At 64.4% G+C, this 22,107-nt stretch carries 17 protein-coding genes; 13 read left to right on the top strand and 4 right to left on the bottom strand.

Translation table 11 applies throughout. The features are described from left to right. Window positions 1–79: 79 nt before the first annotated feature. On the top strand, window positions 80–2,773 hold the full coding sequence (locus HT051_RS12000) for a cation-transporting P-type ATPase (protein ID WP_174542248.1): 2,694 nt from the start codon (window positions 80–82) through the stop codon (window positions 2,771–2,773). Here the strand turns inward: HT051_RS12000 and HT051_RS11995 are convergent. Next, window positions 2,770–3,771, bottom strand: coding sequence for a sodium:calcium antiporter (locus tag HT051_RS11995; RefSeq protein ID WP_174542247.1), 1,002 nt, complete (start codon window positions 3,769–3,771; stop codon window positions 2,770–2,772). The genes HT051_RS12000 and HT051_RS11995 overlap by 4 nt on opposite strands. Window positions 3,772–4,040: 269 nt before the next feature. Here HT051_RS11995 and HT051_RS11990 point away from each other — a divergent pair, with 269 nt between their 5' ends. The 5 genes from HT051_RS11990 (at window position 4,041) to HT051_RS11970 (ending at window position 9,808) form a co-directional block, all read left to right on the top strand. Next, window positions 4,041–5,492 carry a mechanosensitive ion channel family protein gene (locus tag HT051_RS11990; RefSeq protein ID WP_208454315.1) on the top strand — a complete coding sequence of 484 codons (1,452 nt, stop codon included), beginning with the start codon at window positions 4,041–4,043 and terminating at the stop codon, window positions 5,490–5,492. A 439-nt stretch (window positions 5,493–5,931) separates the two neighbouring features. Further along, window positions 5,932–6,903, top strand: coding sequence for an ABC transporter substrate-binding protein (locus HT051_RS11985; RefSeq protein WP_174542246.1), 972 nt, complete (start codon window positions 5,932–5,934; stop codon window positions 6,901–6,903). Between the two features lie 73 nt (window positions 6,904–6,976). Continuing rightward, a complete protein-coding gene (locus HT051_RS11980; RefSeq protein ID WP_174542245.1) occupies window positions 6,977–8,056 on the top strand; it encodes an ABC transporter ATP-binding protein in 1,080 nt (359 codons plus the stop codon). A 4-nt stretch (window positions 8,057–8,060) separates the two neighbouring features. Next, entirely contained in the window at window positions 8,061–8,978 is a 918-nt protein-coding gene (locus HT051_RS11975; protein WP_174542244.1) for an ABC transporter permease, read from the top strand. Between the two features lie 20 nt (window positions 8,979–8,998). After that, window positions 8,999–9,808 (top strand): ABC transporter permease, encoded by an 810-nt coding sequence (locus tag HT051_RS11970; RefSeq protein WP_174542243.1) that lies wholly within the window; start codon window positions 8,999–9,001, stop codon window positions 9,806–9,808. Between the two features lie 56 nt (window positions 9,809–9,864). Here HT051_RS11970 and HT051_RS11965 read toward each other — a convergent pair whose 3' ends face one another. Beyond that, complete coding sequence (locus HT051_RS11965; RefSeq protein ID WP_246810075.1) at window positions 9,865–10,953, bottom strand: AraC family transcriptional regulator; 1,089 nt, start codon at window positions 10,951–10,953, stop codon at window positions 9,865–9,867. Window positions 10,954–11,374: 421 nt separating this feature from the next. Between HT051_RS11965 and HT051_RS11960 the strand changes: the two genes are divergently transcribed. The 7 genes from HT051_RS11960 to HT051_RS11930 all read left to right on the top strand — a co-directional run bounded on the left by HT051_RS11960 (window position 11,375) and on the right by HT051_RS11930 (window position 20,435). Beyond that, the gene (locus HT051_RS11960) at window positions 11,375–13,315 is read left to right on the top strand and encodes a primary-amine oxidase (RefSeq protein ID WP_174542242.1); all 1,941 of its coding nucleotides are present in this window, start codon (window positions 11,375–11,377) and stop codon (window positions 13,313–13,315) included. A 32-nt stretch (window positions 13,316–13,347) separates the two neighbouring features. Further along, a complete protein-coding gene (locus HT051_RS11955) occupies window positions 13,348–14,049 on the top strand; it encodes a sulfite exporter TauE/SafE family protein (RefSeq protein ID WP_174542241.1) in 702 nt (233 codons plus the stop codon). Window positions 14,050–14,182: 133 nt separating this feature from the next. Further along, on the top strand, window positions 14,183–15,415 hold the full coding sequence (gene doeB2, locus HT051_RS11950) for a N(2)-acetyl-L-2,4-diaminobutanoate deacetylase DoeB2 (RefSeq protein WP_174542240.1): 1,233 nt from the start codon (window positions 14,183–14,185) through the stop codon (window positions 15,413–15,415). A 35-nt stretch (window positions 15,416–15,450) separates the two neighbouring features. Beyond that, window positions 15,451–16,689 (top strand): aspartate aminotransferase family protein, encoded by a 1,239-nt coding sequence (locus tag HT051_RS11945; protein ID WP_174542239.1) that lies wholly within the window; start codon window positions 15,451–15,453, stop codon window positions 16,687–16,689. Window positions 16,690–16,709: 20 nt separating this feature from the next. Further along, window positions 16,710–17,918, top strand: coding sequence for an ectoine hydrolase (gene doeA, locus HT051_RS11940; protein WP_208454314.1), 1,209 nt, complete (start codon window positions 16,710–16,712; stop codon window positions 17,916–17,918). A gap of 31 nt (window positions 17,919–17,949) precedes the next feature. Further along, on the top strand, window positions 17,950–19,320 hold the full coding sequence (locus HT051_RS11935; RefSeq protein ID WP_174542237.1) for an NAD-dependent succinate-semialdehyde dehydrogenase: 1,371 nt from the start codon (window positions 17,950–17,952) through the stop codon (window positions 19,318–19,320). 260 nt (window positions 19,321–19,580) lie between these two features. After that, on the top strand, window positions 19,581–20,435 hold the full coding sequence (locus HT051_RS11930; protein ID WP_174542236.1) for a cytochrome c oxidase assembly protein: 855 nt from the start codon (window positions 19,581–19,583) through the stop codon (window positions 20,433–20,435). Here HT051_RS11930 and HT051_RS11925 read toward each other — a convergent pair. Both HT051_RS11925 and HT051_RS11920 read right to left on the bottom strand, forming a co-directional pair. After that, window positions 20,432–21,094, bottom strand: a complete 663-nt coding sequence (locus HT051_RS11925) for an SCO family protein (protein WP_174542235.1) — start codon at window positions 21,092–21,094, stop codon at window positions 20,432–20,434. The two genes, HT051_RS11930 and HT051_RS11925, sit on opposite strands and share 4 nt — an antisense overlap. 91 nt (window positions 21,095–21,185) lie before the next feature. After that, entirely contained in the window at window positions 21,186–22,094 is a 909-nt protein-coding gene (locus tag HT051_RS11920) for a glycosyltransferase family 2 protein (protein ID WP_174542234.1), read from the bottom strand. Window positions 22,095–22,107: the final 13 nt, after the last annotated feature.

The following is a 22,107-nucleotide window of genomic DNA, read 5'->3' as shown; positions in this document are numbered from 1 at the left end:
AAGCACCACCGGCGCCAAGCTGATAGTCGCGCGCTTCGGCGTCCGCAGGGCTGCCCACCTGAGAGTAACAGCCGGAAACATGCAGGATCGAACCGTCGACGAAGGAGACGATAAGCCTTATGCCGCCCCGCCCGCCGCGGTGCTGCAAGAGTTCGACGTCGATCCTGCCCAAGGCCTTTCCGATGCGGAGGCCGATCGGCGGCGGGAACGCTACGGTCCCAATACGCTGCGTCACGCGCCCAGGGTCTCGGCCTTCGAGATCTTCGTCGATCAGCTCAAAAGCCCGGTGGTCTGGCTGCTCGCCGCCGCCGCGGCGCTGTCCCTGATTCTCGGCGACATCACTGAATGCGTCGCCATTTTGCTGGTGCTGGTGATCAACACAGCCACCGGCTTCTTCTCCGAGATCCGCGCCGTGCGCTCCATGGAGGCGCTGCGCCAGCTCGGCGTGCAATCGGCGCAGGTGAGGCGCGACGGCGCCTTGCACCGCATTCCCGCCGAAGCCCTGGTGCCCGGCGATATCGTCTTCCTCGAAGCCGGCGATCTGGTCGCCGCCGATCTCCGCCTGGTCGAGGCGGCCAATGTCTGGTGCGATGAATCCACCATGACCGGCGAATCCGTGCCGGTGGAGAAATCCCTCGACCCCGTCCCGCCCGACACCATCCTCGCCGACCGCAACTGCATGCTGCACAAAGGCACCGCCCTGGTGCGCGGCACTGCCCTCGGCGTGGTCACTGCCACCGGCATGAAGACCGAGCTCGGCCGGATCACCGATCTGGTGCTCGAAGCCGAGCCGGAATCCTCGCCCCTGGACCGCAAGCTGCAGCAGCTCATGGGCCAGATCGTCTGGGTGGTCATCGTCATCGCCGCGCTCACCACCCTGGTCGGCGTGCTTGGCGGGCGAGATCTTCCCTTGATGATCGAGGCCGGCGTGGCACTGGCGGTCGCCGCCATGCCCGAAGGTCTCCCCATCGTCGCCACCATCGCGCTTGCCCGCGGCATGTGGCGCATGGCCCGCCGCAACGTGCTGGTGGAGCGGCTCTCGGCGGTGGAGACCCTCGGCTCCACCACGGTGATCTTCACCGACAAGACCGGAACCCTCACCGAAAACCGCATGACGGTGGAGGCGCTGTGGCTGCCGCGCGGCGAATACCGCATCGGTGACGGCGCCATCGCCGATGCCCACGGCAACGACGCCAGCGATGATCCGGCCCTGATCCGCGCCTTGCGCGTCGGCGTGATGTGCAGCAGCGCCAGCCTCGGCCAAGAGGGCAAGGACGAAGCCGGCGAGGAAGGGACCGGCGATCCCATGGAGCTGGCGCTTCTGCGCGCCGGCCGCATCGCCGGGCTGGAGCGCGATACGTTGCTCGCCGAGTGGCCCGAGATCGGCCAGGAGGCGTTTGACACCGCCACCAAGATGATGGCGACGGTGCATCACACCGACGGTGCGCTGGTGATGCTGGTCAAGGGTGCGCCGGAAGCCGTGCTCGGCGCCTCCACGGGCCAGCTCGGCGACAAGGCAGACCGCGTCAAGCTCGATCGCGGCTATTGGCTGGATGCGGCCGAGAAGATGGCCGAGCAGGGGCTTCGCGTCCTCGCCTTCGCCGAGAAAGAGACCGCCGATCCGGCGGCGACCGATTACGAAGATCTTCTCTTTATCGGTCTGATCGGCCTGCGCGATCCGCCCCGTGCCGATGCCCGCGACGCCATCCTCGCCTGCCGCGAGGCCGGCATCAAAGTCATCATGGTCACCGGCGATCACGCCGTCACCGGCCGCAAGATCGGCGAGGCGGTCGGCATTGCCGATTCCGCCACGCCCGCCGTCACCGGCAGCGAGCTGAAGCCGCTTGCCGAGCAGGACGAGGCCGAGCGCCAGGGCCTGCTCGCCACCCGCATCCTCGCCCGCGTTTCGCCGGAGCAGAAGCTCGACCTGATCACCCTGTATCAGTCGGAAGGCGAGATCGTCGCCATGACCGGCGACGGGGTGAACGACGCCCCGGCTCTTGAGAAGGCCGATATCGGCATCGCCATGGGCCAGCGCGGCACCGAGGTCGCCCGCGAGGCGGCCGATATCGTGCTGCGCGACGATGCCTTCTCCAGCATCGTCGCCGCGATCCGCGAAGGCCGGGTGATCTTCGGCAATATCCGCCGCTTCCTGCTCTATCTGCTCTCCTGCAATTTCAGCGAGGTCATGGTGGTGGCCCTGGCCATGCTCGCCGGCCTGCCCCTGCCGCTGCTGCCGCTGCAGATCCTGTTTCTCAACCTGGTCACCGACGTCTTCCCCGCCTTCGCGCTCGCCGCCGGCGAGGGCGAGAAGGACGTGCTGCAACAGCCGCCGCGCGATCCGCGCGAGCCGCTGCTCGCCCGCCGCCATTGGGGCTTCATCGTCTTCTATGGCGTGCTGCTCACCATCGCGACCTTGAGCGCGCTGCTGCTCGCCGAATACTGGCTGGAGCTGGAGGGCGATGCGGTGGTCACCGTCTCCTTCCTCACCCTCGGCCTCGGCCAGCTCTGGCATGTGTTCAACATGCGCGGCGCCAATGCCGGTGTGTTCCGCAATGCGGTGACCGCCAACCCTTATATCTGGCTGTCGCTGGAGCTCTGCGTCGGCCTGATCTTCCTGGCCATGCTGATTTCGCCGGTGGCGGAAGCCCTGCGGCTCGTCCATCTGGATGCCAAGGCCTGGGGGCTGGTGTTGGCCTGCAGCCTGGCGCCGCTCGTCGTCGGCAGCCTGGTGCATCCGGTTCTGCGCCTCTGGCGCAAGCGCCGCGGCTAGTGGCCGTGCAGGAACATCACGTAAGAGCTGAAGAGATAGACCGCGAGCAACGCCAGGCTGGCCCAGCCCACCGTGCCGGCCAGCCGCGTGCGCGGCTGGTAGAGCAGCGCCACGATCACGATACCGGTCATCACCACCGCCGCGAATGCCGTCACCGCATGGGTGGTTGAGGCGGCGGCGAGCAGCGGTCCGTCGCGATAGGCGATGTCGTCGATGCCGAGGATCAGAATGTCGAACAGGTTGCTGCCCAAGAGGCTCGCCATGCCCAGATCCGTGGCGCCCATGCGGTAGGCCGAAATTACCACCACCAGCTCCGGCACCGAGGTCGCCGCCGCGATCATCAGCGTGCCGACGAAGGTCGCCTGCAGTCCAAGCCGGTCGGCGATCTCCACGCCGATGAAGGGCAGCCAGATGCCCGCCGCCACCACGAACACTGCGGCGAGCAGATAGCGGCGGATCGCTTTGCCGAGCGTCGTGTCGGGATAGGTATCGATCGACAGCTCCTGCTGCCCGTGGCGCTGCTGATAGAGGAAGCTGGATCGCGTGGCGAAGAAATAGACCAGGATCAGCAGCGGCGTGGAGAAGCCGAAATGCCAGACCGTGGGCAGCAAGGTCTCCCGCTCGATCAAGAGCGAGGCGCCGGCGAAGCCGATCAGAATGGCGCCGAATCCGGCGCTCAGGATATGCCCCTGATCGGCGGTGGTGAAGAACGGCTCCTCCCGGTTCAGCGCATCCAGCAGCACCACCATGACCAGGTTGAACAGGCAGCTTCCCAGCGCATCGCCCACCGCGATATTCGGCGCGTTCGCCAGCGTCACAGCGCTCAGTCCGGTGAACAGCTCGGGCAGGGAGGTGGCCGTGGCCAACAGCACCAGGCCGATCCAGCTTCGCGAAATGCCCGATTTCGATGCGATCGCGTCGCCCTGCCGGCTCAACGCCGAGCCGGCGACGGCAATGACGCCGGCGCAGATCGCAAATTGGAGCAGAACGAAAATCATCTGCGCTGTCGAAGAATTCCAGCCCGGTCACGATGTCGGCCGGGTCCGGCAACGGAAACGGCGACGGCTCAACGATAGGGGCTTTGCCGGGCCATGTCACGGCGCCATGTCACGGAGCCATGACTCGGAGCCATGTCACGGCATCGCCGTATCGCGTCGGCATAATGAGATATGCCCAAATATCCCGGCGGGTTGATTGCCGCCGCCCGGTCCTCTAACCACGGGGCGCCATATCAACCTAGCGATCCGGGAAAGCGAGTCGTCGCGCCATGCCGTTCCTTCGAAATATCTGGGCTCTTCTGTTTGTCTTCATTCTTGCCGCCGGCCTCTCGGGCGCGGCCTTTGCACAAGACGCTGCCGCCCCGGCGCCAGCCGAGAATACGGCAGCGGCAAACGACACCGCCGCCGAACTGCCCCCGGCGGTCACCGACCCTTCCATCACCGGCGAGGTGCTGACCATCCGCCTCGTTCCCCTGACTAAGGAGGAACTCGTCGAGGTAGCTGCGAAATGGCAGAAGCTCGTCGAAGCCAAAACCACCGAGGTCTCCGATGCGCAGGTCGCGCTGCTCAGTCTGCAGGGCAAGCAGAAGGATGAGGCGCGCAAGCACCTGCTCGAGCGCGTTAACGAGCGCAATCAGTATCTCAAGAAGTTCGGCATCGTCGTCAATGCGCTGGAGCGTAAGGGGGGCAATGCCGAGACCATTGCTGACTACCGCACCTACGGCACCGCCATCGCGACGGAAGAGGCCCGCTCCAACGATTACCGCACCCTCTTCGCCCAGTTCCAGGGTTGGCTCGCTTCCGACGAGGGCGGTCTGCGGGTGCTTCGCTTCGTCATTGTGATCGCCGTCGCCTTCACCGCGCTTCTGATCATCGCGCGGCTGGTGCGCCGCTCCGTCGCCCGCTGGATCGGCCACGTCAAGAACCTCTCCAAGCTGCTACAGGCCTTCATCGTCACCGTGGTCTACTGGATCACCTTGGCCCTCGGCTTGATGATCGTCGTATCGATGCTCGGCGTCGATATCACCCCGCTCTTCGCCCTGATCGGTGGCGCCTCCTTCATCATGGCTTTCGCCTTCCAGGATACGTTGAGCAATCTCGCCGCCGGCCTGATGATCATGGTCTATCGGCCCTTCGATGAAGGCGATTATGTCGATGTCGGCGGCGTGGCCGGCACGGTGAAGGCGGTCAGCATCGTCGCCACCACGGTGACCACGCCCGACAACCAGATCATCGTCATTCCCAACAAGCAGGTCTGGGGCGAGGTCATCACCAATGTTACCGTCTCGCCGACCCGCCGCGTCGATCTCACTGCCGGCATTGGCTATGACGACGACATCGAGAAGGCGACGGAGGTGCTGGAGGAGACGGTCGCCGCGCACCCGCTGGTGCTCCAGGATCCGGCGCCGGTGGTCCGCGTTTCGGAGCTCGGCGACAACTCGGTCAATTTCATCGTCCGCCCCTGGGTGCGCGGCGCCGATTACTGGGCGGTGCGCTGGGATCTGACCCGGCAGATCAAGGAAGCCTTCGACAAGAACGGCATCTCCATCCCGTTCCCGCAGCGCGATATCCATGTCTACAACGCCTCGGCCCCCGAGCTTGCCGCGCCCGCGCCGTCCCATAAGACCCATGGCGGCTCCAAGCCCAATCCGACGCCGAAAAATCCCGCCGAGGCCGAAGCCCAGGGCGCCGAGGGCTATGAAGAAGACCAGCAATCCTAAGCGATAGGCCGCGCGCGTGGAGCTGACGCGCGCTCGCCTTTCGGCCTTCACCGCATCCGACCCGGCACGGGCGCGTCAGCAATGGCGCGCCCGTCCGCGCATTTGGCACCAATTGTCAATTACACGCCGGGTGTCACGCGTATCCTCAAGAGAACTTTTGCTGCGCTGAGGAGAAAATCTTCTCGGGAAGCAATATACGATAAGCAAAAATCCCGTCCGGTCGCCGATCGGTCGAGCATTCCCGTGTGTCTTGTTTCGGGTTGGCGTTCCAACCCGAAGTAACGCTGCGCGGGGAGCGGATAAGTCGTGCAGGGTGAAGAAATATAAGGAGTGTGGATCAGTGTCGGTTTGCAGGAGCTTGAGTAAAAATTTGGGCAAATCTCTCGTCGCGGGGCTTTTTCTAAGCCTTGCCGGTGCAGCGTCGGCCCAGGCCGGAAGTTTGAATCTTCTAACCTGGGAAGGCTATGCCGACGACAGCTTCGTCAAGCCGTTCGAGGAAGACACGGGCTGCTCGGTCGACGCCGTCTATGTCGGCTCCAATGACGAGTTCTTCGCCAAGCTGATGGGTGGCGGCGGCGCTTACGACCTGATCTCCCCCTCCAACGACACCACCATGAAGCTGATCGATGCCGGTCTCGTCGATCCGGTCGATATGAGCAAGGTGCCGGCCTCGAAGGAGTTCTTCGAGACCTTCGAATCTCCCGCCTGGCTGAGCAAGGACGGCAAGACCTACGGCGTGCCTTACGCCTGGGGCATCATCCGTATCATCGTCGATGCCGATGCGGTCGACGGCACCCCGGACAGCCTCGCCTTTCTTTGGGATCCGAAGTTCAAGGGCAAGCTCGCCATGTGGGACGATATCGAGACCGTCTACACCGCGGCCCGCTATCTCGGCATCGAAGACATCTACGACATGGATGACGAGCAGCTCGCCAAGGTGAAAGAGGCGCTGCTGGAGCTGAAGCCCAACATCCGCAAATACTGGTTCACCACCTCCGAGATGGGCACCTTGATGCAAGGCAAAGAGGTGGTCGGAGGTAACTCCTGGGAAGAGACCCTCCTCAAATTGAAAGAGGACGGCCGCGACATCATCGATGTCGACCCGAAGGAAGGCCGCGGCGGCTGGAGCGATAGCTGGATGATCGCCAAGGGCGCCTCCGAGAACGAGTGCGTCTACAAATGGCTCGACTACGTCTCGACCGCCAAGGTCCAGGCGCTCGGCCACAAGGTCACCGGCTTCGGCTATGCCAACAAGAACCTCGTCGGCGAGCTCACCCCGGAAGAGAAGGAGTCCTTCGAGACTCTCGGCATGAGCGATCCGGAGACCTTGAAGACCGTCAGCTGGTGGCAGCCGGTCAAGCAGCGCGCGAAATACCTGGAAATCTGGAACCAGGTCAAAGCTGCACAGTGACGTCTCTCGGGGCGCGGGGGCGCGCGTAATAGCGCTCCCGCGCCTCACCCCTTTCACCAGACGGGTCCGGTTCATGTCCTATATTGATATTCGCAAGCTCAGGAAGTCCTACGGCGCTGGGCTCAAGCCGGCGGTCGACGGGATCGACCTCTCCATCGATCGCGGCGAGTTCGTCACCCTGCTTGGCTCTTCCGGCTGCGGCAAGACCACCACCTTGCGCTGCATCGCCGGGCTGGAGCGGCCCGATAGCGGCGAGATCCTGCTCGACGGCAAGGACATCACCTACGATCAGCCCTCGGAACGCGACATGCGCATGGTGTTCCAGGACTATGCGCTGTTCCCCAACCTCACCATCGCCGACAATGTTGCCTTCGGCCTTCGGCTAAAGCGCTATCGCGGCAGATATACCCCGGAGCAGGTGAAGCGGCGCATCGGCGAATATCTCGATCTCGTCCATCTTGCCGATCATGGCGGCAAGAAACCCCATCAGCTTTCCGGCGGCCAGAAGCAGCGCGCCGCGCTGGCCCGCGCCCTGATCACCGAGCCGGATATCGTGCTGTTCGACGAGCCGCTCGGCTCGCTCGATGCGAATTTGCGCAAGGCCATGCAGATCGAGATCAAGCGCATCCACCGCCAGCTCGGCAAGACCTTCATCTACGTCACCCACGACCAGGAAGAGGCCATGGCCATGAGCGACCGCATCGTGGTGATGAATGGCGGCCGGATCCTGCAGGTGGCCTCGCCGGAAGAGATTTACGCCGCGCCCAATTGCCAGTTCGTCGCCCGCTTCATCGACCGTGCCAATGTGCTCTCCGGCATCGTGGTCTCGACCGAGGGCGGACAGACTCAGGTGCGTCTTGGCGACGGACAGATCCTCCGCTGCGAGGGCAATGGCGTTGCGGCCGGCTCGACGGTCGGCGTCATGATGCGGGCCGACCGCATCAACATCGCCGGCGGCCCCGTGGACGGCATGAACATGCTGAAAGGCATGCTGGCCGAACGCCTGTTCCTCGGCGCCAAGCATGAATTCGTCGTCGATCTGGCCGGCGAGGCGGGCCAGCTCAATGTCTTCGAGCAGGAGATGCCCGACGGTCTCGGCGGCGAGGTGATGCTCTCCGTCTCGCCGCAAGACGTGCGGCTTCTGGCGGAGTAGGGGCGTGACCGATTTGACTGCCGACACTTACCTGCCGAGCGAAGGCGAATCCGGCCTGAAGCGCGCCAAGCGCATCGACCGCCGGCGCATGCTGTTCTGGGTGCTGCCGCCGACGCTGTGGTTCTTCGTCTTCATGATCATCCCCTATGGGATGCTGTTCTATTACAGCCTCGGCTCGGTGGATTACGTCACCTTCACGCCGGGCCTGTCACCGGCCAATTTCATCAAGGTGTTCACCACCGAGCCCTATCTCGGTGTGATGCTCCTGTCGGCGAAGCTCGGCCTGTTCACTGCCATCTTCTCCGCGATCATCGGTTATCCGCTGGCGTTTTATCTGGCCTTCCATGCGCCCGAGACGGTGAAGCGGTTCGTCTATCTTCTGGTCATCGTGCCGTGGTGGGCGTCCTATCTGGTGAAGGCCTATGCTTGGAAGACCATCCTCGGCACTGGCGGCATTCTCAACACCATGCTGATCGGCGCCGGCATCATCGACGAGCCGCTGACCATCTTCCTCTATAACCAGTTCAGCGTGACGCTGACTCTGGTCTATATCTTCACGCCCTTCGCGGTGCTGTCGATCTACGCCCAGCTGGAACGCATCCCGACATCGCTGATCGATGCGGCGCTGAATGCCGGCGCAACGCGCTGGGAGGTGTTCCGGAAGGTGGTGTTCCCGTTGAGCATCCCCGGCATCCTGGCCGGCGCGGTGATCACCTTCTCTCTGGGCTTCGGCGATTTCGTCGCCCCGGTCCTGGTCGGCGGTCCGAGCTCGCTGATGATCTCCAACATCGTCATCAATCTTCTGGGCGTCGCCTTCGACTGGCCCATGGCGGCGGCAATCGGCCTGGTGGTGATCACGCTTGGCCTGGCGCTGATCTCGGTCGCCCATTACCTGGAGCACCGCTTCCAGCACCGGCTGTGAGCTAAGGAGCCTCGATCATTATGCGTGCCTTCGGAAACAAAGCCCTCGTCACCATCCTCGGCCTGGCAGTGCTGTTTTTCCTCTACGCGCCGCTCTTCACCATGGCGGTGTTCTCCTTCAACGACAGCAATTACACCGGGCTGCCGTTCAACGGCTTCACCCTGGAATGGTACGCCAAGGTGTTTGCCAACGAGCAGATCATCCGCTCCTTCGGCGCCTCGGTTTTCGTCGCCGTCGGCGTGGTGATCTTGAGCGTGACCTTCGGGCTTCCGGCCGCCATCGCGCTCGACCGCTACGACTTTCCCGGTAAGGCCTGGTTCCGGCGCATCGTGATGCTGCCCATCGTGCTGCCCGGCGTGATCACCGGTGTGGCGCTGCTCAGCTTCTATGTCGCTATCGGCCTCAACCTGTCGCTCTACACCATCATGCTGGGGCAGGGCACGGCGCTGATCTGCATCACCGCAACGGAGGTTTTCGCCAGGCTGCAGCAGCTCGGCCGCAGCACCAGCGAGGCGGCGGTCAATCTCGGCGCCAACGAGCTCGAGGTGTTCTGGAAGGTGACGTTGCCCAACATCAAATCGGCGCTGCTCGGCGCCATGCTGATCGCCTTCTCCATCTCCTTCGACGAAATCGCGGTCACCTATCTGCTGACCGGGCGAGAGAACACCTTGCCGATGACCTTGTGGTCGATGCTGCGCCGCGAAGCGACCCCGGAGGTCAACGCCATCGCCACCCTCGTGGTCGTGCTCTCGGTGGTGCTGATCGTGCTCGGCTTCGCCATCTCGCGCAGCCGCAATGCGCTCGCCGATACCGGCGAGGCGGCGCTCTAGCGGATCAAGACTTTCCAAGGAGGTGAGGGGGGCTCCGGCGTTTTGCCGGGCGCCCCTCAGTGCTGGGCGAAGGACCGGCTGTCCAGGAACTGGAACAGCGCCTCGGACCCCGCATTGTCCTGGTTCAGATCGCCGGTGGCGATCTCCCGGAACCGCGCTGGCGTCTCTGCGGCCAGATTCTTGAAGCTGCGGGCAAAGGCACTCGTCTCGCTATAGCCGAGATGATAGGCGATTTCCGGGATCGGCAGGCTGGTTAGCGCCAGCATGCATTTGGCGATCTCCATTCGCACCGTATTGCGCAGGCCGATATAGTTGACGCCATGCTCCGACAGCTTGCGCTGGAAGCTGCGCTGGCTCATGCCGAAATCGATCGCCGCCAGATGGATGTCGGTGCTCGACGAATTGCACAGCGCCGAGGTGATCCAGCCCTTCACGCTGGTGGCGAAATCCGTGTGGGACGTCTTGTGCTGCAGCGTCTCGCGCAGCTCCTCCTCGAGCGCGCGATGCAGCATCGGGTCGGCATAGGCGCTCGGCTTCTCCAGGCAATCGGCGGGAAACAGGATCGCGTTGTCGCGCCGCTCGAACCGCATCGGGCAGGAGAATTGCTCGATATAGGAGGAAACGTCGTCGCCGCCGGAATGGGCGAGCTCGACGCAAGACGGCCTCCAGCCTTTGCCCAGCACCGCCTCGAACATCGAGCACAGCACCGCCTCGGTGAAATTGGCGTCCTGGATCCGGTGCTTCACCGTGTGGTCCTGGATGAAATAGGAAAACCGCGCCAGGTCGCCGCTCACCGACAAGCCGCACACCGTATTGGTCTGCAGCGTCGGGAAATAGCGGATGAATTGCTCGATCCCGGCGCCGAGGGTCGGGGCCGTCAGGAAGATCTGGTTGACCGCGCCCAGCGACCCGAAGTCGAAGCTCTTGCCCAGCTTGGCCCCGAAGGCCGGATCGTTCTTGTGCTCCGACACCATTTCCAGGATCGAGGTGAAGGAGAGCAGCGGCAGAAAATGCGATTGCCCGTAGAGCGAGGCATTGCCGATCCCGGCCCGCGCCGAGACTTCTTGCGGGTCCATGCCGCGCATGTCGATCGTCGCCAGAACGCCATCCAGAATGGCGGTGGAGATCACGCTGGAGTTTTCCATGGCCCGGGCTCCCTCTAGGCTCTTTGGCTTTGAAGTAGCAAGCGCCATGCCAGTGCTTCCCGGCGGGGCCGATGCGATGCCGCGCGGCGGCGTCCGGAGTGGCAAGAACCCGATAAATCCCAACGCTCTCAGCGGTGACGGTGAGCCCTAGCCTCGCCCTTCAGGCGTGCCCGGCACCGCATCGCAAATAGGGCCGCCCGTTCCCAAGGAATAAGCAGAGCCTGGCGCGAAAGCAGGCAGCTTCGCCGCCCCGCCGGCGCCGCTCTCGTTTGGCGTGCAATGTCAATTACAGCGCGGCGCCCCGAACCGATAATTCCCCTCAAGACTGAGCGGCGAGCGCCTGCCGCGCTTGCCGGATAGATGTGGGACGGGCCCGCGGCCAAACGCGATGCCGCGGGCGTTGTAAGGGAAGCATGGCGCTATGTTGGAGACTTGCTGCAAATCGACTGAATCGGAAGGCCCGGAAGAGGCGGTGGCGCATCCGCTACAGCCGCTGACACCGGCGGAGATCAAGAAGGCCGCCGAGATCGTGAGCGCCAACGCGCCTTATGGTGAGGATACGCGCTTCGAGACCATCGAGCTGATGGAGCCGGAGAAGAGCTTCATCCGCAGCTTCAAGCCGGGCATGCCGATCCCCCGTCAGGCGCGGGTCAACGTGTTCAGCGCCGCCGAGGTGGCGGTGACCAAGATGGTCGTCGATCTGAATAGCGGCGAGGTGGTTTCGTCCATTCCGCAGCCTGGCCGCCGCCCGATGATCCAGCTGGAGCAGTTCCTCGCCATCGAGGATATCGTCCGCTCCGATCCGCGCTTCATCGAGGCCTGCGCCAAGCGCGGCATCACCGATATGGAGACGGTCTGCGTCGATCCCTGGTCGGCCGGCAATTTCGGCCTGGAGGACGAGGAGGGCCGCCATCTTTGCCACGTCTTCTCCTGGGTACGTCTGCGCGATAACGAGAATTTCTACGCTCACCCCATCGAGGGCGTGAATGCCGTCGTCGATCTCATCTCCTCGGAGGTGATCCGCGTCGACGATTACGGCGTCACCCCGATCCCCATGGGCGAGTTCAACTACGAGCCGCAATTCCTAGATCAGCTTCGGCCGAAGACCAAGCCCATCAATGTGGTCCAGCCCGAGGGCGTGAACTTCACCTTCGAGGACGGCAAGATCGTCTGGCGCGACTGGTCCCTCGTCATCGGCTTCAACGCCCGCGAGGCAGTGACCTTGCACGACATTCAGTTTGCCGGACGCCCCGTCGTTCACCGCGCCTCGCTGGTGGAGATGACGGTGCCCTACGGTTCGCCCGATAATGGCCATTTCCGCAAGCATGTCTTCGATGTCGGCGAATACGGTGTCGGCAAGCTCGCCAACTCGCTGGAGCTCGGCTGCGACTGTCTCGGCGTGATCAAATATCTCGACGTCCACATGAACACCATGGACGGCGAGCCCTGGTCGATCCCGAAAGCCATCTGCATCCACGAGGAGGATACCGGCATCGCCTGGAAGCACACCGATTTCCGCACCGAGCGGGTCGAGGTGCGCCGCGGCGCCAAGCTGGTGATCTCCTCCATCTGCACCGTGGGCAACTACGACTACGCCCTCTACTGGTATCTCCATACCGATGGCCGCATCGAGTTCGAGGTGAAGGCGACCGGCGTCATCAACACCGTCGCCTGCCTTCCCGGCCAGCCGCCGAAATACGGCCGCGAGGTGATGCCGGGCGTGGTGGGCCAGATCCATCAGCACATCTTCTGCGCCAGGCTGGACCTGGCTATCGACGGCGACGAGAACAGCTTCGTGGAGTGCAACACCTACGCCGAGCCACTCGGGCCGGAGAACCCTTACGGCAACGCCTTCTACGAGGAAGAGACCGTCATCAGAAACGAGAACGAGGCGGCGCGGCGCATCAACACGCCCTCGCAGCGCTACTGGAAGTTCATCAATCCCAACAAGAAGAACTTCACCGGCACGCCGACCGCCTACAAGCTGGAGCCCTCCAGCTGCGTGACGCCGTTCGTCGATCCGAACTCCTATTCCGGCCAGCGGGCGAACTTCGTGCAGAACCACGTCTGGGTCACGGCCTTCGATTCCGAAGAGCGCTACCCCGCCGGCGAGTTCATGAACCATTCCGACGGCACCGAGGACCTCGCCGAGTTCGCCGCCAAGGGGCGCTCCATCGAGAACACCGACATCGTGCTGTGGCACGTCTTCGGCCTGCACCATTCGGTGCGCGTGGAGGACTTTCCGGTCCAGCCCTGCATCTCCACCGGCTTCATGCTGATGCCGACCGGCTTCTTCGACGGCAATCCGCTGATCAACCTACCGCCGGACGTCAATGAGGGAAGCTGCAACGCCAAGGTCTGATCATTCGGAGAACGCTGTGAGGAGAAGCCGGCATGGATAGCGGCGTCGCGCTTATAGGCGGTCTGCTGATCGGCTTCTCCGGCAGCGCCCATTGCGCTGGCATCTGCGGCGGCATCTCCAGCTCGCTCTATCTGGCCACCACGCCGGACGGGGCGGGCGTTGCGGAGCGGACCTCGACTCTCGCCTTGCTGCAATTCGGCCGGGCCTTGAGCTATGTCATCGCCGGGGCCGCGGTCGGCGCTGCAGGCGCTGGCATCGGCGAGCTGGCCGCCATGGCCGGCGCCCAGAGCGTGCTGCGCTACGTGGCGGCGGGAATGCTGATCTGGGTCGGGCTGTCCATTTGCGGCGTTCTGCCGGGCGCCAGCCGCTTCGATTCCCTGCTCGCCTCCCTCACGGCAAACGTCGCCCGCATCCCGAAACCCTATGCCGGTCTCTCGCCGCTCGCCGCCGGCCTGCTCTGGGGCTTCGCCCCCTGCGGCATGGTCTATAACGCGCTGCTCCTATCCATGGCCGGCGGCTCGGCGCTTGGCGGGGCGGAGCTGATGACCGGCTTTGCCCTCGGCACCATGCCGTCCATCGCCGCCACCACCTTCGGCGCCACCAGCCTCGCCGGGCTTGCCCGCAGCGTCCGCAGCAAGCCCTGGCTGCGCGTCACCATGGGGCTGAGCCTCGTCGGGCTCGCCATTTTTACCGTCTTCCAATCCGCCGATATGGCCTATTGCTTCAGCGGCTAAGCGCCGGCCACGAACGATTCAGCGCCTGGCGCGTTGGATAAACCAGCCACGCACACCGGAAAATTTCGGCTGCCGGTAAGCAAATCGCGCGCTTTGCTTGTGCCCATCGCTATTGTCCCGCTAGTCTTGCGCCATGTCCGTTTTGTCTGTGCCGGTCGGGTTCGGTTCCACCGGTGAGTCCTGGGAAGATTTAATCGGCGAGGCCATCAGCCTCCGCCGTCATCTCCACCGCTACCCCGAGCTGACCTGGCAGGAAGAAGAGACGGCGCTCTTCATCCGAAAATGCCTCGATCTGCTCGATATCCCTTGGCGCGAATGCGCCCGCACCGGAACGGTGGCGATCCTGGCCAAGGACGCGCCGGGCCGCCATATCGCGCTGCGCGGCGATATTGATGCGCTGCCGATTCCCGAGAAAGGCCAGCACGACTGGGTCTCCACCCGCGATGGAAAGATGCATGCCTGCGGCCATGACGGCCATACCGCAACCCTGCTGGCGGCCGGCGCTTGGCTGAAGCAGCACGAGGATAAGCTGCCCGGCCCGGTCACCTTGCTGTTCCAGCCGGCGGAGGAGGGCGGTCACGGTGCCAAGGCGATGATCGAGGATGGCGCGCTGGAGGGCGTCGACGTCGTGTTTGGCTGGCATAACTGGCCGGCCATTCCCTTCGACCATGCCGTCTGCCCCGACGGTCCGGTGATGGCGGGCAACGCTACCTTCCGCATCACGCTGGGCGGCGTCGGCGGCCATGCCAGCCAGCCGGAGAGCTGCCGCGATCCGGTGCTTGCCGCTTCGGCCATCACGCTGAACCTGCAGCAGATCGTCAGCCGCCGCTTACCGCCGCAGCACGAGGCAGTGGTCAGCGTCACCTCCATCGAGGCACCGAGCCTCGCTACCGTGATCCCCGAAAAGGCGGTGATCGGCGGCAGCATCCGCTTTGCCCGCAGCGCCGACCGCGATGTGATTTTCGGGCTGATCGACGAGATCGCCTCCGATACCGCCAGGAGCTATGGCGTCGAGGCTACGGTCGAGCCTTTCACCCGCTACGATGCCACCGTCAACCACCCCGCCGCGGCGGCCGAGATGCGCGAAGCCCTGGCCGAGGAGCTGGGCGAGCCCTGGCAGGCGGCGATCCCGCTGCCCATCATGGCCTCGGAGGATTTCAGCTATTACTTGCAGGCGCGCCCCGGCGCGTTTGCGCTGATCGGCGCCGATGACGGGGCGGGCCATGCCCATCCCTGTCACAGCCCGTATTACGATTTCAACGACCGGCTTATTCCCGTCGTGGCGCGACTTTACGCACGCCTCGCCGGGGTGCCTCTGACGGGGACGTCGGATAGCCCTTCGTCACGCGCACAAGCCGAGGCCTGAGTTTTATGGAAGAGACTGCCTAGTAGGAGAAATAGATGACGGATGTGTTCGATGAATGGGAATCCGACGTACGCGGCTATAGCCGTATCTACCCGACGGTGTTCAAGTCGGCATCGAATGCACGCCAGACCGATGAGGGCGGCCGCTCCTATATCGATTTCTTCGCCGGCGCCGGCGTCCTGAATTTCGGCCACAACAACGAGCGCATCAAGCGCGCCGTTATCGACTTCCTGGAGAAGGACGGGCTGGTGCACAGCCTCGACATGTCGACCACGGTGAAGCGCGATTTCATGCAGGCCTTCATCGATTCGATCATGAAGCCCCGCGGCATGAGATATAAGCTGCAATTCACCGGCCCCACCGGCACCAATGCGGTGGAGGCGGCCTTGAAGCTGGCCCGCCGCGTCACGGGGCGCAGCACCGTGATCGCCTTCACCCATGGTTTCCACGGCATGACCTTGGGCTCCCTCGCCTGCACCGCGAATTCCTACTTCCGCAATGCCGCCGGCGTCTCCCTCGATAATGTGCAGCGGCTGCCCTTCAATCGCTCCCTGCAGGAGGTCTCGGCCGCGTACGCCGATGCCTCCTCCGGCTACGAGCCGCCCGCCGCCGTGCTGGTGGAGACCATCCAGGCCGAGGGCGGGGTGAATGTGGCGAGCGCCGAATGGCTGCGCGAGCTGCAAGCCTTCGCGCAGAGTCGCGGCGCGCTGTTCATCGTCGACGATATCCAGGCCAGCTACGGCCGCACCGGCTCCTATTTCAGCTTCGACGGTATGGATCTCGATCCCGACATCATCTGCCTTGCCAAGGGGCTTGGCGGGCTCGGCACGCCGATCGCCATGAACATGGTCAAGCCCGAGCACGACAAGCATTGGTCCCCCGGCGAGCATACCGGCACCTTCCGCGGCCAGGGCATCTCCTTCGTCGCCGGCCGCGAGGCCTTGCGCTATTTCGAGGATGACAGCTTCATGGACGAGGTGAAGCGCAAGGGCGCCCATATCGCCGAACGGCTGAATGCCATCGCCGCAAGCCATTCCGGCCGCGGGTTTGAGGTGCGGGGCAGGGGCATGATGCAGGCGATCGATACACAGGATGGTGAGATCGCCAAGCAGATCGTCGCCCGCTGTTTCGAGAGCGGACTTTTGATTGGCGGTTGCGGCCCGGCCGGCCGGGTGCTGAAGCTGATCCCGCCGCTGACCATTCCGGATGAGGATCTCGATGAGGGACTCGATATCCTCGAAGCGTCCACCCAATCCCTCGCGGAGGCAGCATGAGCATGAGAAACCGTGACGACATGACATTTCCCGCTGAGGAGTATCGCCGTCGGCTGAACGATCTTCGCGGGCGCATGGAGGAGCGGCTACTCGATGCGGTGATCATCACCGATCCGGAGAACATCATGTATCTCACGGATTACCAGACCACCGGCTACTCCTTCTTCCAGGCCCTCGTCGTGCCGCTGGAGGGCGAGTGCTACATGGTCACCCGCCAGATGGAGGAGTCCAACGTCTATGCCCGCACCTGGGTGACCAAGACCCGGCCCTATGCCGATAACGGCGACGCCATCCAAAGCCTGGTGGAGAGCCTGAAGAGTGCCGGCCTCGCTTACGCCACCGTCGGCTATGAGCGGAACAGCTACTTCTTTCCGGCCTATCAGCAGGACCGCGTGCGCAGCGCCTTCACCGACGGCAAGCTGCTCGACTGTTTCGGCATCGTCGAGGAAGGCCGCATCCAGAAATCGCCGGCCGAGATCGCGATCATGAAGAAGGCGGCCATCGCCGCCGAGGCCGGCATGCGCGCCGGGATCGAGGCCTGCGTTCCCGGCGTCACCGAGAACGAGATCGGCGCCGCCATCTCCGAGGCGATGTTCCGCGCCGGCGGCGAGCCGCCCGCGGTGATGCCTTACGTCACCTCCGGCCCGCGCTCGATGATCGGCCATGCCACCTGGGAAGGCCGCGTGGTGCAGCCGGGCGAGCATGTCTTCATGGAGGTCGGCGGCTGCTATCGCCGCTACCACGCCGCCTTGATGCGCACCGTGGTGCTCGGCGAGCTCACCCCGTCGGTGAAGAGCGCCGAGTGGCACATGCTGGAAGCGCTGAAGGAGGTGGAGAAGGCGATCCGTCCCGGCCTGACCGTCTCCGATGCCGACAATATCGTCCGCGACATCATCTGCCATGGCGATCACGGCGGCACCTTGATCACCCGCTCCGGCTATTCCATCGGCATCGCCTTTCCGCCGAGCTGGGACGAGGGCTATATCCTCAGCCTGATGCAGGGCGATTCCACGACGCTGAAGGAAGGCATGACCTTCCATCTGATCCCCTGGATCTGGGGCGTCGACGGCAACAAGACCATGGGCATCTCCGACACCATCCATGTGACGGCCGATGGCTGCGAGTCCTTCTTCACCCTGGCGCGGGAGATCGTATCCAAGCCTTCGGCAGCGGCGGAGGAGGAAACCAAGCTGACGCTTGCCTCCAATCGCGACGTCGCCGCCGAGTAACCCTAGGTAAGTTCGCAAGGAGATCGGTGTCATGCTGACAGCGACAAATCCGGCCACTGGCAAGGTGGTCCGGCAGGTCACCCCTGACTCCCCGGAAGTCGTCGAGAAAAAGCTCGCCGCCGCCGCCAAGGCTTTCAAATCATGGCGGGAAACCAGCTTCGCCGAGCGCGCCGATCTGCTCCGCGCGGTGGCCAGTCATATGCGCGATGCGGCCGATCCGCTGGGCGCGGTGATGACCGAGGAGATGGGAAAGCCGAAGCGCGAGGCGCGCGGCGAGGTGGAGAAATCCGCCTGGTGCGCCGAGCATTACGCCGAGCATGCGGAAGGCTATCTCGCCCCGCAATTCCTCGCATCCGACGCTGCGCGCAGCTATGTGCAGCATCTGCCCTTGGGTCCGGTGCTCGGCATTCTGCCGTGGAACGCGCCGTTCTGGCTCGCCTTCCGCTTTTGTGCCCCGGCGCTGATGGCAGGCAATACCTGCCTGATGAAGCACGACCCCCACGTGCCCGGCTGCGCCGCGGCCATCGAAGCGGTGTTCAAGGCCTCCGGCGCGCCGGAAGGCCTGTTCCAGGCGCTGCTGCTGGAGACCCCGTCGGTCGAGCCGGTGATCCGCGATTCCCGTATCCGCGCCGTCTCTTTCACCGGTTCCACCCGCGGCGGCTCGGCCGTTGCGTCCATTGCCGCCTCGGAGATCAAGCCGGCAGTGCTGGAGCTTGGCGGCTCCGATCCATCCATCGTTCTGGCCGATGCCGATCTGGAGAAAGCCGCCGCCGTGCTTCGCCTCTCGCGCATCATCAATGCCGGCCAGTCCTGCATCGCCGCCAAGCGCATCATCGTCGAGGCGCCGGTCTATGACGAGATGGTCGAGCGCATGCGGGCCGAGCTTGCCGCTCTAAAGCTCGGCGATCCGGCGCTTGAAGAGACCGATATCGGCCCCATCGCCCGCGACGATCTTCGCAACGAGCTGCACCGTCAGGTGATCGCATCCATCGCCGGCGGCGCGCGCTGCGTGCTGGGGGGCGAGCTTCCCATAGGACCGGGCTATTTCTACCCCGCCACGCTGCTGGCCGATGTGAAACCCGGCATGTGCGCCTTCGTGGAGGAGACCTTCGGTCCCGTCGCGGCGATGATCCGGGCCACCGACGAGGACGACGCCTTGCGTCTTGCCAACGATACCGAATACGGGCTCGCCGCCAGCGTCTGGTCGACGCCGGAGCGGGGCGAAAAGCTGGCCTCCAAGATCGAGGCGGGGCAGGTGGCGGTGAACGGCATCGTCAAGACCGATCCGCGGCTTCCCAGCGGCGGCATCAAACGCTCCGGCTACGGACGCGAGCTCGGGCCCCACGGCATTCTCGCCTTCGTCAACGCCCAACAGGTCTGGGTCGGCCCGGCGCAAGGCTAAGCTAAGAGGTAAAAGCCTGCGGCATTGCCCCTCTTGCGCGGGCAGGCGGGAACTCGCAAGTTGGCCGCAATTCCAAGAGCTTTCGCGCAATTTCTGCGGTCCGGTGCGATATCGGGCCCGGAGGTGGACCGATCTTTTCCGCACCGACAGCCGAAGCCGGCCGGCAGGAGACTGAAGGCCTCACCGAATGGGGCGTCTACGCCCTGATTCTAACCCTAGGTCTGCTGCTCTGGTGGATCAGCGCCGATCATGCCACCGCCATGCCGATTTGGGGTCCGTGGGAATTTTCCTGGGCCTGGTTCCTCACCGCTTCGCTCGGGCTTTGGTGGTATTGGCGCGGCGTCTTCCGCATGGCGCCGGAGGAGCGGCCGCCGCTTTGGCGCAGCGCGCTCTATGTGGCGGGCGTCCTCGCCATCTATGCGGTTCTGCAGACGCAGTACGAATATCTCGCGCTGCATATGTTCTTCCTGAACCGCATCCAGCATGTCGCCATGCACCATTTGGGGCCGTTTCTGATTGCGCTGGCCTGGCCCGGCGCGGCGCTCTACCGGGGCATGCCCGGCCTCGTCCGCCGCATCGTCGATTGGCGGTTTTGGCATTACCCGCTTCTGGTGCTGCAGCAGCCGGCCATCGGCTCCATTCTCTTCGTCGGGCTGGTCGGGTTGTGGCTGATCCCGGCGGTGCATTTTCGCGCCATGATCGATCCCACCCTCTACCGGGTGATGAACTGGTCCATGGTGGTCGACGGTCTCCTGTTCTGGACCGTGGTGCTGGATATGCGCTCCCAGCCACCGGCGCGGGTCTCCTTCGGTGGGCGGGCGCTGATGGCCTTCGTGGTGATGCCGCCGCAGATCCTGATCGGCGCGCTGATCGCCTTCTCCGACCGTGACATCTATCCCTATTACGATTGGTGCGGCCGTATCTTCGCTTCGATCGGCGCCATCGACGACCAGCAATTCGGCGGGCTCAATGCCTGGGTCCCGCCGGCGATGATGAGCGTGATCGCCTTCCTCTTGGTGATCAACGCCCTGCGTCTGCAGGAAGAGCGGGAAGAAAGGCTGAGCGGGCCAAGCCACGAAGGCGGCATTTCGGCGGGCGACTGGACCGGCCGCTAGACCATCTGCCACAGCTCTTGCAGCAGATCCGGCGCTTTGTTGCCGGCCTCGCCGATCAGCGTCTTGAGATCGGCCACAGCGCCTTCGACATCCGGCTTGGCCGTCGCCATCGAGGTCAGCAGAAGCCGCGCATCGCCGCTCTCGTCGAACGCGTAGATCGCCGAGCTATGGCTCACCTCGGCGGGCTGGTCGCCCTTCGCCGGGGTGACCGAATAAGCCACGCGGTAGCGCTTTGCCAAAGCCGCGATCTGATCCGGCGTGCCGCGCAGGCCCACCACTTCGGGGCCGAAGCTGGCGGTATATTGTTTGAGGAGGGAGAGCGTATCGCGTTCCGGATCGACCGTGACGAACAGCACGCGGGCGTGCTTCGCCTCATCGCCCAGCCCATCGAGCACCCGGCCGAGATTGGCCAAAGTCATTGGGCAGACATCCGGACAATGGGTGTAACCGAAATAGATCAGATCGACCGTGCCGGCGAAATCTTGCGCCGTGACCGTCTTGCCGTCGGAGGCCTCGGTCATAGTGAACTGCAGCGGCGGCAGGCTGCCGGTGACATCGGTCTCGTGCCAGCTCTCCTCGGAATTGCAGCCGGTAAGAGCCAAGCCCAGAAAAACCAGCGCGGGCAGGGTGCGCGCCAGCGGTCGCGATCGCAAAAGCATGAGGCGAGTATCCCAAGCGACGGAAGCGTCCGACAGTATCACATCGCCGCAGGCGGCGTTTCGGTTCCCCTTTGCCGTCTGCCGGCGCGATTCAAAAACCGCTTGATTCCAAAAACTTGGCGAGCGAGGCGGCGAGCTTCTTGGAGGGGAAGCTGAGCCGCAATCCGGAGCCGGTCGCGAGCCGCGCCCGCGGCAGATGCCGGAAGGAGCGCGCTAGATGTTTTGCGCGGGCGGCTCCGCGTCCATGCCGCGCCAGCGCCAGATCGAGCTGCGCCAGAAGCCGTGCCCGCGCACCCTGCGGCAGCCCGGCCCAGCGCTTGCGTAAAATCTCCGCCGCCGTGTCATAGCCGCCGTCCGCGTTCCGCGAGGGGAGGCGCACGACGCCGATGCTCGGATCGGCGATCAGATCGGCCCCTTGCAGCGCCGCCTTCAAGAACCAGTCGTACCGCGCTAGCCCATCCAGCGTGTCGTCCAGCCGTCCCACCTTGGAGAGAAAGGCGCGGGGGAAAAGCAGCGCCGCCCCCGGCGCGACCTCGCCCTTGCCGGCGAAGCCTTCGATGCCGTGCGCCCCGCGCGGCCGCCGCACCAGCCCGGGCCAGCGCCCCCCGTAGAGAGGCACGAAACCGCAGACGAAGACCGGCAGGATGAGACCGTCCTGCACCCGCAGCCATTCCTCCGCATAGCGGATGCGCCGCAGCAAGCTGCCCGGAAGCAGCACATCTCCCTCGTCGAAAACGATCAGCCAGGCGCCCTTCGCTGCCGCCATGCCGCGATTGCGCGCCGCAACAAGGCTCTCGCCCGGCTTCGGCGGCAGCACGTGCAGATTGGGCAGACCGGCAAGATCCTCCGGCAGGGACGCGTCATCCCACGCCACGACGATAATTTCGATATTGTCCAGCGGCTGCTTTGCGGCGGAGCGGATCGCCAGCGCCATCTGGTCCGGGCGCGCATAGCTGGGGATGACGATGGAAAGCGTGAGAGGCGCTGTATCAGCCGTCATCGGCTTTGGTCCG

It is taken from the genome of Methyloligella sp. GL2 (genome assembly GCF_013341275.1).
Taxonomy (GTDB): Bacteria; Pseudomonadota; Alphaproteobacteria; order Rhizobiales; family Methyloligellaceae; genus Methyloligella.
The sequence above is the reverse complement of the archived record's forward strand: the minus strand, read 5'-3'. Positions and strand labels throughout refer to the sequence as shown.